This is a genomic window from Mesorhizobium sp. M0239, assembly GCF_040321815.1.
Classification (GTDB): Bacteria; Pseudomonadota; Alphaproteobacteria; order Rhizobiales; family Rhizobiaceae; genus Mesorhizobium.
Window position 1 is genome coordinate 44,844 of the sequence record NZ_JAMYSG010000001.1, and the last position, 13,419, is coordinate 58,262.

Consider the following 13,419-nt stretch of genomic DNA (forward strand, 5'->3'; position numbering starts at 1 on the left):
AGGACGGCATGAAGATCGAAGTCGTGGTGGACGTGAAGACCACACTGGGCGAAGGACCGCTGTGGGACGTCGAACAGGAACGACTCTACTGGATCGACAGCTTCGACGGGCGCGTGTTTCGGGCGACCGCCGACGGACGCGAGATCCGGTCATGGGACGTGCCGATGAAGATCGGCTCAATGGCGCTACGCAAGGACGGTAGCGGCGCCGTGGTGTCGCTGCAGCGCGGTTTCCATCTGCTCGATTTCGCCTCCGGCGATGTGACGCTGATCCACGATCCCGAGCCGGACAGGCCAATGAACCGGCTCAACGACGGCAAGGTCGACCGGCGCGGCCGCTTCTTCGCCGGCTCGATGGACACGATGGAAGAGGGGCCGTCCGGCGGTCTCTACAGGCTGGATCCGGATTTCTCCGTCACCCGGATCGATTCCGGCATCATCTGTTCCAACGGTCCATGCTGGAGCCCCGACGACCGCACCTTCTATTTCGCCGACACCTGGACCGGCGAGATATGGGCCTACGACTACGACATCGCCACCGGTGCCGCCACCAACAGGCGTACCTTCGTGCGCGTCGACACCAGCCGGGGCGGTGCGGCGGACGGCTCGACCGTCGATGCCGAGGGCTATCTGTGGAATGCGCTGGTCTATGACGGAAGACTGGTGCGCTATGCGCCCGATGGCAGCATCGATCGCATCATCGACATGCCGGTCAAGAAGATCACCAGCGTCATGTTCGGCGGACCGAAGCTAGATATCCTTTACGTCACCTCGATGGCCAAGCCGCCGTTGCCGCGTTTTCCCGGCGACGGCGTTTTGCGCGGCAGCCTGTTCGCCATCACGGGCCTTGGCGTCAAAGGCGTTGCGGAGCCCCGCTTCGGCAGCTGACGCCAGACAAGCGAAGCGCCCGTAGCATACGCGGATCAGGCCTTCGCGCAGGCATCCCAATGAGCGGTCAACGGATCATTGGCCAAACAGGTCCGGGCGAGCCACGTTGAGCCGTTGCACCGTGCGCAGCACTTCGCGCAGATGCGCCGCCATACGCGCGCCTGCCTGCTTTGCCTCGCCGGTCTCCACGGCCTCGAAGATCGCCACATGCTGAGCGAGCAGCGTTTCGAGGTGACCCGGCTCGGGCAGGCTCAGATAGCGCACACGGTCCATCTGCAGCTTGACCACTTGGATCACCCGCCAGCTCTTGGGCAGGCCGGCCTCTTCGCAAAGGCTACGATGGAAGCCCTCGTCGAGCTCAAGAAACAGCTCGCGGTCGCCCTCGGCCACTGCCTTGGCCTGCTGGGCAAGATTCACCCTGCCTGCCGCGATGAAGGCGCTCGAACCGTGTCCGGCCAGCTTCTGCACGACGGAGACCTCGAGTGCCTCGCGAATGAACTGCGCTTCCTCGACGTCACTTAGCCGGATCGGCGCGACGAAGCTGCCGCGTTGCGGCAGGATGTCGATCAGCCCTTCATCGGCAAGCCGGATCAGCGCCTCGCGCACGGGTGTCCGGCTGACACCGAGCTGCTGGGCTAGGTCCTGTTCGCTGAGCGCTTCCGACGGCAACATCGCCAGCGTCGTGATGGCGCGGCGCAGGCGCTCGTAGATCTGCGGTGAGATCGGCATGCGATTGTTGACCGGCTCCAGCACCCGCGAGGGTTCGCGCTGACCGGCGGTTTTCAGCCTGGCAGCACTGCCTGAAAATCTGGTCGCCCCCGAAAGCTTGGTCCCCATGACGAATCCGTTGCTGTGAATGGCGCTGCACTGCTCCGGTCATGACACCGCGCACGTCCCAACTCAAGCGGCAAGCAGGATTGAAGCTGTGTTGACATACTACCATGGTAGTGTGTATGACGCCAGCAGGCTAGGGGAGAGGAGCCGGCATGAAGATCACGGACATCAAGGCGACCACCATCACCGTTCCGCTGGAAGCAGCATTGCGGCACAGCAACGGTACGCATTGGGGACGCTTTGTCCGCACCGTGGTCGAGGTCGAGACCGACGAAGGCATTGTTGGGCTCGGCGAGATGGGCGGTGGTGGCGCCGGCGCCGAACTCGCTTTCGCCGGCCTGAAATCCTACCTGGTCGGCCATGACCCTTTCGATCTCAACCGGATGCGCTACGCCATCTGCAATCCGACGGCGTCGCTCTACAACAACCGCACGCAGCTGCACGCAGCGCTGGAATTCGCCTGTCTCGACATCATCGGCAAGAAGCTCGGCGTGCCGGTCTACCAATTGCTTGGCGGGCGCGTGCGCGACCGGATCGGCTTCGCCTCCTATCTGTTCTTCCGTTATGCCGACCGCCGCAGCGGCAAGGGCGAAGTCCGCACCATCGATCAATTGCTCGAGCATGCCCGCGCGCTCAAGGCCGAACATGGTTTTCACGCCCACAAGCTCAAGGCCGGCGTGTTTCACCCCGACTATGAGTTGGAATGTTTCAGGGCGCTCGCCGCCGAATTTCCTGCCGATACGCTGCGCTACGATCCGAACGCAGCCCTGTCGGTCGAAGAGGCGCTGCGTTTCGGCCAAGCCATCTCCGATCTCAGGAACGACTATTTCGAGGACCCGACCTGGGGCCTGGCCGGCATGCGCCGCTTGCGCGAGAAGCTCTCCATCCCGCTGGCCACCAACACCATCGTCATCGATTTCGAACAGCTCGCCACCAATGTGCGCGACCCTGCGGTTGACGTGATCCTGCTCGACACCACCTTCTGGGGCGGCATCCGCGCCTGCGTGCGCGCGGCGCAGATCTGCGACACGTTCGGTCTCGGTATTGCGGTGCATTCCTCTGGCGAACTCGGCATCCAGCTCGCCACCATGCTGCATCTTGGCGCAGTGCTGCCCAACCTCGTCTTCACCGCCGACGCGCATTATCACCACCTTGCCGACGACATCATCGTCGGCGGCAAGATGCTCTACGAGAATGGTGCGATCGCGGTGCCGGAGGCACCGGGCCTCGGCGTCGAACTCGATCGTGACAAACTCGCCACCTATGCCGAACTCTATCGCTCGCTGGGCGGCTATGCCTACGACCGCGATCCCGGCCGTCCGGGCTGGTATCCGCTGCTGCCCAACACTAATTTCGCCGACCATTTGAACGATGCCGTGCCTGATCTCGGGCTGGGCTGACATTTTCCGTTCGAAAGGATCGTCGGGAGGACGCTATGACTTTCAACCGGAGGAGAACAACAATGAGCAAGACCACAGCCTTATTCATTGCAGCCATGCTCGGCTGCACCAGCTTTGCAGCGCTGGACGCGCGCGCCTATGAAGGCGTCGCCAAGGGCGACACTTCGGCCAAGAAGATCGCCTTCAGCAATTCCTACGCCGGCAATTCCTTCCGCCAGGTGATGATCAAGAGCTTCGAGGAAATGGGCGCCAAGGCCGTGGCCGACAAGCAGATCGCCGCAACAGCCGTCGTCAGCTCGAACAATTCGGTGACCGAACAGGCGAGCCAGATCGAGAACCTGATCCTGCAGGGCTACGATGCGATCATCGTCCTTGCCGGCTCCGACACCGCGCTCAATGGCGCCATCAAGGATGCCTGCAATGCCGGTATCACGGTCGTCGCCTTCGCCAGCGGCGTCACCGAGCCTTGCGCCTATGTCGTCGACTACAACCTCGATTCCTATGCCAAGGCCGAACTGGATTTCATCTCCAGCAAGCTCGGCGACAAGCCGGCCAACATCCTCGAGATCCGCGGTATGGCCGGCGACGGTTTCGACAAGCGCCTGCATGAGGGCGTCGAGAAAGCGATGAAGGCGCACGCCAGCTACAAGGCTGTCGGCGAGGTCTATGGTCAGTGGACGGCCACCGTGGCACAAAAGGAAGTGTCGGGCATCCTGCCGTCGTTGCCTCAGGTCGATGCGGTGCTGACGCAGGGCGGCGACGGCTATGGCGCGGCGCAGGCATTCAAGGCCGCCAGCCGGCCGCTGCCGATCATCATCATGGGCAACCGCCAGGACGAATTGGCGCTGTGGAAGCAGGAGCATGATGCCGGCGGCTACGAAACCTTCTCGCTGGGCGCCACGCCCAGCGTCTCGCAGGTCGCGTTCTGGGTCGCGCAGCAGATCCTGGCCGGCAAGCAGGTGCCGAAATTCGTCGAGGTGCCGCTCCTGCAGATCAATCAGCCTGACCTCGACGCCTGGCTGAAGACGGTTCCCGCAGGCGGCGTGGTCAATGCCGAATACCCGCAGGAGCTGGTGGCCAAGATCATCGACGCCAACGTGAAGAAGGAGCCACTGCCGGGCGTTCCCGCGCCGAAATGAGCAGCATGGCCGAATGATGAACGATCCCACGTCGCCCAAAAGGGACGCAGCAGAGACGGTCAATGCCGACGGCCTCCTCATCGAGGTGCGCGATGTCCGCAAGCACTATGATGCCGTGCATGCCCTGGGCGGCGTGGATTTTCATCTCAAACCCGGCGAGGTCGTTGGCCTTGTCGGTCACAACGGCGCCGGCAAGTCGACGCTGATGAACGTGCTGGCCGGCACCATCGAGCGCAGCAGCGGCAGCTTTCGCCTCGGCGGACGTGAGATCGGTGCCTGGAGTGCGGCCAGTGCCCAGCAGGCCGGTCTGCGCTGTATCTTCCAGGAACTGTCGCTCTGCGCCAATTTGACGTCGGCGGAAAACACCCGCATCGTGCACAGGTCCTTGCGTGGGTTGGGCTGGCGGCGGCGCGCGCGCCAGGTGATTGGTCCGGTGCTGGACGAGATCTTCCCTGGCCACGGCATCGATCTCGACAGGAAGGTCGCCGACCTGCCGATCGGCGAGCGACAGATGGTCGAGATCGCCCGCGCCTTCACGCAGACCAGCATCAAATTGCGCGCCGTCATTCTCGATGAGCCGACCTCGGCGCTCGGCCATGAGGCGACGGAACAACTGCTCGCCCACATTCGTCGTGCCGCAGGGCGTGGCATCGCCTGCATCCTGATCACCCATCGCCTCAACGAGATCCTCGCCGTCTGCGACCGCACCGTCGTCATGGTCGACGGCAAGGTCGTCGCCGAGCGGCCGACCGCCGGCCTGTCACGCGCCGCGCTGGTCGAGTTGATGGGAAGCATCGAACGGCCGCGTGAGCGCACGGCCGGCAAGGTGGCCTCGGTGCAAGCTCCGGTTATCCGGCATGCGGGTCGCGACACCACAGATCTGACCATCGACGTCGGCAAGGGTGAGGTCATCGGCTTCGCCGGGCTCGACGGCCACGGCCAGCGCGAGCGGCTGCGCGCGATGTTTTATGCCTCGCGCCGGCAACGCGAGGCCTTGCCGGGTGCCTATGTCGCCGGCGACCGCGGCTCGGAAGGCGTGTTTTCGCTGTGGTCTATCGCCGACAATCTGACCATCCGCAGCCTGAATGCACTGACGCGGGGCGGCATGATTTCAGGCGCCGCCGCCCGCAAGCTGGCCGAGACCTGGTCGAACAGGCTCAACGTCAAGGCGCCTTCGATCGACACGCCGATCCTGTCGCTGTCCGGCGGCAACCAGCAGAAGGTGCTGTTCGCCCGCGCGCTGTCGTCGGACGCCGAGGTGATCTTCCTCGACGATCCGATGCGCGGCGTCGATGTCGGCACCAAGCAGGAGGTCTACCGGCTGATCCGCGCGGAAGCCGAGAACGGACGCGCCTTCGTCTGGTACACAACCGAACTCGAAGAGCTGACCAATTGCGAGCGCATCTATGTCTTCCGCGAGGGCCGCGCCGTGACCAGGTTGGAAGGCGAGGCCATCGAGACCGGCCGTATCCTGCAGGCGTCGTTCGGAGGCGACCATGTCTGACGCGCCTGCCCGAGTTCCGGCCCGTTCTCCTTCCAATCCGCGCTCGGCCTTGCTCAATGCGATGCAGGTCGGCCTGCCGGCAATCGCGCTGCTGGTCATGCTGGCCATCATCTTCAGCATCCGCCCGGCGGCGATGAGCTATTTCGGCTTCCATCTGCTGTTCAAGCTCTCGGTGCCGCTGGTCTTTGCCGCACTGGCGCAGATGATGGTGATCATGCTGGGCGACATCGACCTGTCGAACGGCGCCTTTGTCGGGCTGATCACCTGCATCACGGCGCTCTATCTCGGGGATGCGCCGGCAATTGCGGCGCTGTGCTACCTGGTCCTGATCGCCGCCTATGCCGGTTTAGGCCTGCTTATTCATGCTCGGCAATTGCCCTCGATCATCGTGACGCTGGGCATGTCCTTCATCTGGCTAGGCATCGCCGTCATCCTGTTGCCGGCACCGGGTGGCTCGGCACCCGCATGGCTTGCCGCCTTCATGAGCTGGCAGCCGCCTTTGATGCCGCTGTCGATCTGGCTGGCGGCACTGGCGGCGCTTGCCGGCCATCTCGTCATCTCACGCTCCTCCTATGGCGTGGTGTTGCGCGGCGCAGGCGGCAATCCGCGCGCCGTCCAGCGCGCCGGCTGGTCCGTTGTCGGCATCCGCGTCGCTGTCTATGCCGCCGCCGGCCTGCTCGCCTGTCTGGCCGGGCTGACGCTGACCGGCCTCACCACATCGGGCGACGCCAATGTCGCGCCGGCCTATACGCTGCTCGGCGTCGGCGCGGTGATCCTCGGCGGTGGCGCTTTCACCGGTGGCGTCGTCTCGCCGGTCGGCACGGTGGTCGGCGCTCTGACGCTGTCGCTCGCGGGCTCGCTTTTGTCTTTCCTGCAGGTGCCGCCGACATGGCAGATTGGTGCCCAGGGCGTTATCCTGTTTCTCGTGCTGGCCGGGCGCGTGCTTTTGTCGGAGCGGGCGCGATGACCCGAAGATTGAGCCTCGCGCCGTGGACCTACGGCTTCATCGTGGCGCTCGCAATGTGGGTGGTGACATCAGCCTATTCCGGTATCGACAGCGCCGGCGCCACGCTCTCGGGGGCGCTCGCCTTCGGTGCCTTCAGCGTTGTGGTGGGAACCGGGCAGATGTTCGTCGTCGCCTCCGGGCCGGGCAATATCGACCTGTCCGTGCCATCCGTGCTGACGCTGGCCGCCTATGTATCGATAACGGTCATGCAAGGGTCCGACGGCATGCTGCTGCCTGGCCTGCTTGCAGCACTTGCCGTCGGCGCCGTCGCGGGTGCCGCTAACTTCCTTGCCATCGTCGCGCTCAGGCTGCCGCCGATCATCGCAACGCTCGCCTGGAGCTTCGTCTTCCAGTCGCTTGCCTTTAATCTCGGCGGCCAGGCGACACTGAAGCCGCCGGCCGGCCTTTCCCGGTTTACCTTGATGAACCTTGGCGGTGTCCAATTCATGCCGATCGCGGTGATGGTGCTGACGCTGGTCGCCATGGTCGTCCTCAAACGCACGGTCTGGGGCCGGCAATTGCTGGCCACCGGCCAGAGCGAACCGGCGGCGCGGCTCGCCGGCATCAACGTCGCCCGGGTGCGGTTGATTGCCTATATGCTGTGCGGCACGGCGGCAGCGCTCGCCGGCTTCCTGCTTGCCGGCTTCAGCGGCGGGGCAGCACTCAACATGGGTGACGCCTATCTGATGGAATCGATCGCCGTGGTGGTGCTTGGCGGCACCAGCGTCGCCGGTGGACAGGCCAACGCGGTAGGCATATGGGGGGCTGCGCTGTTCTTCAACCTGATGTCCACCATGCTCAACACCTTTGGCATCCAGGCAGGCGTGCGCTTCCTTTTGACCGGCGTGCTGATCATCCTGATCGTCGCTCTCGTGCCGAGGCCTCGCGTCAGATGACACCCGCCACCGATACGCTCGCCGGGCTGTTCGAAACAAAGGCAGTTTCCTTCGTCGACCTGACGCATCCGATGAAGCCCGGCATGCCGGTGTGGCCGACGCACCCGCATTACTGCCAGGAGATGGTGGAATCCTATGACCGCGGCGACGTCGCCTGCAACCATGCGTTGGCTATGAGCGAGCACACCGGCACGCATTTCGACGCGCCGGTCCATTTCATCCGCGGCGGTGCTGCCATCTCGGACATTCCGGTCGAGCGTTTCTTCGGCCGCATGGTGACGATCGATGCGCGGGACTGCGCGCCCCGGCAGGCGGTCGAGCCGGATTCTATCTTCGCTTTCGAGGCCGAACAGGGCTGCGTACGGCAGGGCGACGCCGTGTTCTTCCGTTTCGGCTGGGACCGGTTCTGGGACGATCCGGCCGCGTTTCTCGCCGACTGGCCCGGCCTGTCGCGGCAAGCAAGCGAATTGCTGGTCGAGCGCGGTGCGCGCATCGTCGGTTCGGACTGCCTGTCGATCGATTGTTTCGGCAGCGAGGATTTCCCGGCGCACAATACGTTGCTTTCAGCCGGCATCCTGATCGGCGAGAATTTCGCACGGCTTGGTGACTTGCCGCCTCGGTGCTTCCTGATCAGCTTGCCGCTGGCGATCGAAGGCGGCACCGGATCACCGCTGCGCGCCATCGCGCTGGTCGAGGGCTAAACCGGCTCAAGAGAAATCCAGCTGGACCTTGAGCGTGCGCTGAGGTTCCTTCTCGATCAGGTCGAAGGCGGCGCGCGCCTCCGTCGCCGCGAAGACCTGTGTGATCATGCCTTGCGGATCGAGCCGCTTGTCGGCCAGCCATTCGACGACGCGCGGCAACAGCCGGCGGTTCAGGCGCGAGCCGACGATGGTCAGTTCCTTGCGCACCACTTCCTGCTGGCTGAGGTTGGATGGGGCGTCCGAAAAGCCGAGCAGGCCGATGCGGCCCGCCGGGCTGGCCAGCCGGCAAGCCTCGTCAAGAAGTGCGGGAATGCCGGCGCCGTCAATGACCAGCGTCGGGCCAAGACCGTCATTTTCACCGCGCACCGCGGCCGGCACGGGATCGCGCACGGAGTGAATCACCCTGTCGGCGCCGAAGCGGAGCGCTCGCTCCAGGCGGGCTTCGTCGATATCGGCAACGATGCAGCGTGCGCCCTTGAGCTTGGCGACCTGCAGGACAGTGACGCCGACCGTGCCGGCGCCATAGATCAGCGCCGTGTCCTCGGGTCCGCAACCGGTACGATCAAGCACATTGGCGGCGATGGAAAACGGCTCGGCCAGTGCCGCCAGCCCAAACGGCATATCCCTTGGAACCGGTATGACATTTGCCGCCGGCACCGCCACGAAGGCGCGAAAACCGCCGTCGCGGTGAACGCCCATCACTTCGAGGTTGGCGCAGACATTGGAGCGGCCGACCCGGCAGGGATAGCAGTGGCCGCACGACACCACGGGATCGACCACCACGCGGTCTCCCACCGCTATGCCGGTCACATTGCGTCCGAGCGCTGTTACGGTGCCGGCGAATTCATGGCCGATGATGCGCGGATAGACGGCGAACGGATTGGAGCCGTGCAATATGTGAATGTCGGAGCCGCAGATGCCGGCACGGCTGACATGAACGACGACTTCGCCAGTGCCGGGCTCTGGCATGGCGCCCTGCCGGACTTCCAGCGACTGCGGTGCGCGAACGAGAACTTCAAGCATGGCCTCACCACTTGTATACTAGTCGACAAGTGGCTCAATCTCGCTGTGCCGTCAAGACGCAAGCGCTCATGGCGGCGGTAAGACGGCCTCTTACCTGACACGTTCCTTCACGAAATCGGGACGGGCGTCCGCTGAAACGCAAATGTGCCTGGCGACGGCAGTTCGGACTCCCAATGCGCTGTCCTGCCGATCTCCTCTCGAAGGGGTCGGCAGTCAAAATTTGTTGACTTCCATCAAAGAGGAAATGACTACCGCTTGCCTGCTTGTCGGACCATAAGACAGGCCGTGTGATCGGGCCTCGGCTGGCTTGCCGCACGGAAGGCGACCTTGCCTTTGAACGCGGACGCGCCACCTGGAATAGAGCAGCCGCTTGCATGACGGAATTGGCAATAGAATTGGAACAGCCTCAATTTGCCACCGAGCGCGACCCGAGGCTGAGATTGATCATCCCAATCATCGTCGCCATCGCCTTTCTGATGGAGCAGCTCGATTCCACCATCATCACCACCGCGATCCCCGCCATCGCACGCAGTCTCGACACGACGCCCGTCAGGCTGAACCTGGCGATCACCACCTACATTCTGACGCTGGCCGTATTCATTCCCGTCAGCGGCTGGTTCGCCGACAGGTTCGGTGCGCGAAAAGTGTTCGCGCTGGCGCTTTTCACCTTCACCCTCGGCTCGGCGCTGTGCGGCATGGCCAACAGTTTCGGCATGCTGCTGGCGATGCGCGCCCTGCAGGGGCTGGGCGGCGCCATGATGACGCCGGTCGGGCGGCTGATCCTGCTGCGCAGCTTCCCACGCAGCGGGCTGATCACCGCCATGACCTACACGACCTTGCCCGCCATCATGGGGCCTGTGATCGGGCCGCTGCTCGGCGGCCTGTTGACCACTTATGCCTCATGGCGCTGGATATTCTATGTCAACGTGCCATTCGGTTGCCTCGGCATTCTGGCGGCGCTGCGCTTCGTCGACGATTTCCGCGAGGAAGCGGTGCAACGCTTCGACTTTGCCGGGTTCCTGATGGTCGGATGCGGAGTCGCGCTGCTGCAGTTCGGACTGGAAAGCATCGGTAGGCCAATCATCTCCGTTTCGGCGACAGCGTTGGTGTTGGCCGCGGCGATCCTGCTGCTGCTCGCCTTCGGGCGCTATGCGCGCCGCGTCGTTGCACCGGCAGTCGATCTGACACTGTTTCGATTTCGCTCGTTCTGGGTCGGTACGCTCGCAGGCGGCCTGTGCCGCGTTGGCCTCAATGGCGTGCCTTTCCTGTTGCCGCTGATGCTGCAGGTCGGCTTTGGCATGAGCCCGGTCACCTCGGGCTCGCTGACATTCGTCGGCAGCTTCGGCGCCTTGCTCATTCGGCCGCTGCTGTCGCCGCTGTTGCGGCGCTTCGGTTTCAATGTCGTGCTGATCGGCAGCGCGGTGGTTGGTTCCGCCGCTGTCGGGGGCTTCGCCTTGATCGAAGCCGATACGCCGCACTGGATGATTGGCCTTTACGCCTTTGTCTTCGGGGTCATCCGGTCGGCGCAGTTCATGACCTCCAACACGCTTTCCTACGCCGACCTGCCGGCCGACAAGCTCAGCCGCGCCACCAGTCTCGGCGGCGTCCTGCAGCAACTCAGCGTTTCCCTGGGCGTTTCGATCGCCGCCATGGTGCTGGGCCTTGTCGCAGGAGAAACCCACATCGTGACAGCGGAACGCTTCCACCAGGTGTTCCTGCTGACCGCGGTCATCCCGTTGCTGTCCGTCCCCGGCTTCCTGTACCTGCGTGCCGAGGACGGCGTGCAGGTCAGCGGTCATGTTCGATCGGGTAATTCTCGCAAATGATGCCAGATGCATTCTGCGTTCAAAAAGGATTGCCTCGCCGGATCGGTCGATTATCATGAACGGCGATACCGTATGGCTGAGGGCAGCCCCACAGCGCTCTTGGCGGCGGATAGTGGGAAATGATCGCGCTGGCGAAACGGGAAAACGCGATGGTGTGGGTTAAGAAGCCTTCGGCTGACGAGAAGCTGGCCATGGCTGCCACTTGCGAGCGTTTCATCGCCGAGGTTCTGAAGCCTCGGTTCATCCACGGCCAGCCGAATCGGCTCGACCATCCGCTAGACATTTTCGGCAAGTGGCGAGGAAGCAAATACGGTTTCTCAGCGCGCTACCGTTCGGATGACGGTGAAGAATTCAACGCTCCCTTCGCCCGGCTCGATCATGTGGAGGAGCATCTCGCCGAGACCCGGTTCGACCTCATGTGGCACAGGCACACCGGAGCATGTGGGCGGCTGCATGCGACCGTTACGTTGGACGAAGCCCTGCGTCTCATCTCGGCTGACTCGAGGCTCCAGCCGCCACTATGAACCGCAAGAACAGCCGACCCCGTTTCGATGTCGATGCCCTGCGCGATCTTGTCGGCACCAAGGTGTACTCGCGCGGCGAGGCCTACTGGCGTGACGGGCTGGTGCAACTGCTGACCGTTGGGCCCAAGCGCGTGCTGGCGCAGGTTGCCGGCACGGAGGACTACCGTGTTGAACTGACGGGGCGTGGCGAGTCGGTCGACGGTTCGTGTTCCTGCCGCGCCTTCGGCGACTGGGGCTATTGCAAGCATTTGGTGGCGACGGCGCTGGCGGCAAACGCGATGGGCAGCGACACGGAAGCGCAAAGCATCGATGTGTTCACGCGTATACGCGAACATCTGGAAGGCAAGAACAAGGCGGCGCTTGTCGATATGATCATGGATGTCGTCGAGCGCGATCCTATCCTGTTGCGTAGGCTGGAAATGGCCGCGCTGACTACGCAAGACGGCGACGAGGCGGCCATCGAGGCGCGTCTCGGCAAGATGATCGACGGCGCAACCGCCACGAATGGCTTCATAGATTACCGCGAGGCGCCCGACTGGGCCCAAGGTGTGGACGAGGCGCTCGATGTGATCGCCTCGGTCTCGAGCAAGCATGCGGGCATCGTTATACGGCTCGCTATGCGAGCCATCGATCGGATCGAGGCTGCCATCGAGGTCGTGGACGATTCCGATGGCCATTGCGCCCCACTTCTCGACCGGGCATGCGAAATTCACTGCAACGCTGTCTCGGAGGCGCCTTGCGAACCCTTGTCCCTGGCGCGTGACCTGTTCGCGCGCGAGATGAATGGTGGCTACGACACCTTCGGTGGCGCGGCTGAGCGCTATGGCGATATCCTCGGCGAGGAAGGATTGGCCGAATACCGTCGCCTGGCCAACGAAGCCTGGAATGAACTGCCCGCAACCGCCGGCAAGAATCGGATAGGTCACGGACTGTCCGGCGACCATTTCAGGCTGCAGGAAATCCTCGACTTCTTTGCTGACCGCGATGGCGACCTCGAGGCACGCATCGCCCTTCGCGCCAAGCATCTGTCCTCACAGCAAGCCTATCTGCAAGTCGCCAAATTCTGCCTCTCGCACGGTCGCGCCGAAGAGGCTTTGCGCAGGGCCGAGGACGGCCTGTGGGTGTTCGAGGATGATCGACCCGACGAGCGGCTCATTTCCTTTGTAGTCGACCTGCTGACCACGGCCGGTCGCGATGCGGACGCCGAAGCGCATCTGTGGCGCGCATTCGAGAAGGCACCGAGCTTCGGACTGTATCAACGGCTGTGCAAGACGGGCACGGCGACGCGCGATCGAGTAATCAAGCGCCTCCAGTCCAGGCTAGCGCGCGAGAAGCCGTCCGCCTGGCATTATCCGGCCGATCTGCTCATCAGCATCTTGATTGAGGAGAAGCAGTTTGATCTGGCGTGGGCGAACACGCGCGCACATGGCGCTTCCGAAGGACTGAAGGAAAAGCTCGCGCAGGTCAGTGAAGCCACGCATCCGCGCGAGGCACTGAAGATCTATGCGGAACGCGTAAACCAACTGGCCCAGTTTGGCGGTAACGGCGCCTATGCAGAAGCGTCAACCCTGATCGGCCGTATGGCCGGCCTGCGCGGCGCGTCCGAACATGCCGCGTATCTGGCGGATGTGAAAGACCGCTTCGGCCGCAAGCGCAATTTCATGAAACTGTTGGCCTGA

At 63.7% G+C, this 13,419-nt stretch carries 12 protein-coding genes; 10 read left to right on the forward strand and 2 right to left on the reverse strand.

Annotated elements, in window-relative coordinates; all coding sequences use genetic code 11:
• The first annotated feature begins 8 nt into the window (after positions 1–8).
• The gene (locus NKI99_RS00205; protein WP_023808885.1) at positions 9–887 is read left to right on the forward strand and encodes an SMP-30/gluconolactonase/LRE family protein; all 879 of its coding nucleotides are present in this window, start codon (positions 9–11) and stop codon (positions 885–887) included.
• A gap of 75 nt (positions 888–962) precedes the next feature.
• On the opposite strand, the gene NKI99_RS00210 is transcribed toward NKI99_RS00205, so the two are convergent.
• Positions 963–1,724, reverse strand: coding sequence for a GntR family transcriptional regulator (locus tag NKI99_RS00210; protein WP_128302340.1), 762 nt, complete (start codon positions 1,722–1,724; stop codon positions 963–965).
• Positions 1,725–1,873: 149 nt separating this feature from the next.
• On the opposite strand from NKI99_RS00210, the gene NKI99_RS00215 reads away from it, so the two are divergent.
• The 6 genes from NKI99_RS00215 (at position 1,874) to NKI99_RS00240 (ending at position 8,367) form a co-directional block, all read left to right on the forward strand.
• The gene (locus NKI99_RS00215) at positions 1,874–3,121 is read left to right on the forward strand and encodes an enolase C-terminal domain-like protein (protein ID WP_023808883.1); all 1,248 of its coding nucleotides are present in this window, start codon (positions 1,874–1,876) and stop codon (positions 3,119–3,121) included.
• A 62-nt stretch (positions 3,122–3,183) separates the two neighbouring features.
• Entirely contained in the window at positions 3,184–4,260 is a 1,077-nt protein-coding gene (locus NKI99_RS00220; protein ID WP_023808882.1) for an ABC transporter substrate-binding protein, read from the forward strand.
• A gap of 13 nt (positions 4,261–4,273) precedes the next feature.
• Positions 4,274–5,764, forward strand: coding sequence for a sugar ABC transporter ATP-binding protein (locus NKI99_RS00225; protein ID WP_023808881.1), 1,491 nt, complete (start codon positions 4,274–4,276; stop codon positions 5,762–5,764).
• 61 nt (positions 5,765–5,825) lie between these two features.
• Positions 5,826–6,731, forward strand: a complete 906-nt coding sequence (locus tag NKI99_RS00230; RefSeq protein ID WP_031212319.1) for an ABC transporter permease — start codon at positions 5,826–5,828, stop codon at positions 6,729–6,731.
• Positions 6,728–7,666, forward strand: coding sequence for an ABC transporter permease (locus NKI99_RS00235; RefSeq protein WP_023808879.1), 939 nt, complete (start codon positions 6,728–6,730; stop codon positions 7,664–7,666). The genes NKI99_RS00230 and NKI99_RS00235 overlap by 4 nt, the downstream gene beginning before the upstream one ends.
• Positions 7,663–8,367 (forward strand): cyclase family protein, encoded by a 705-nt coding sequence (locus NKI99_RS00240; protein WP_023808878.1) that lies wholly within the window; start codon positions 7,663–7,665, stop codon positions 8,365–8,367. The genes NKI99_RS00235 and NKI99_RS00240 overlap by 4 nt, the downstream gene beginning before the upstream one ends.
• A 6-nt stretch (positions 8,368–8,373) precedes the next feature.
• On the opposite strand, the gene NKI99_RS00245 is transcribed toward NKI99_RS00240, so the two are convergent.
• Complete coding sequence (locus NKI99_RS00245) at positions 8,374–9,390, reverse strand: Zn-dependent oxidoreductase (protein ID WP_128302346.1); 1,017 nt, start codon at positions 9,388–9,390, stop codon at positions 8,374–8,376.
• 395 nt (positions 9,391–9,785) lie between these two features.
• Here NKI99_RS00245 and NKI99_RS00250 point away from each other — a divergent pair, with 395 nt between their 5' ends.
• The 3 genes from NKI99_RS00250 (at position 9,786) to NKI99_RS00260 (ending at position 13,419) form a co-directional block, all read left to right on the forward strand.
• Entirely contained in the window at positions 9,786–11,216 is a 1,431-nt protein-coding gene (locus NKI99_RS00250; protein WP_245486006.1) for a DHA2 family efflux MFS transporter permease subunit, read from the forward strand.
• 119 nt (positions 11,217–11,335) lie between these two features.
• A complete protein-coding gene (locus NKI99_RS00255; protein WP_245273055.1) occupies positions 11,336–11,740 on the forward strand; it encodes a DUF3024 domain-containing protein in 405 nt (134 codons plus the stop codon).
• Positions 11,737–13,419, forward strand: coding sequence for an SWIM zinc finger family protein (locus NKI99_RS00260; protein ID WP_352609311.1), 1,683 nt, complete (start codon positions 11,737–11,739; stop codon positions 13,417–13,419). Before NKI99_RS00255 ends, NKI99_RS00260 begins: the two co-directional genes overlap by 4 nt.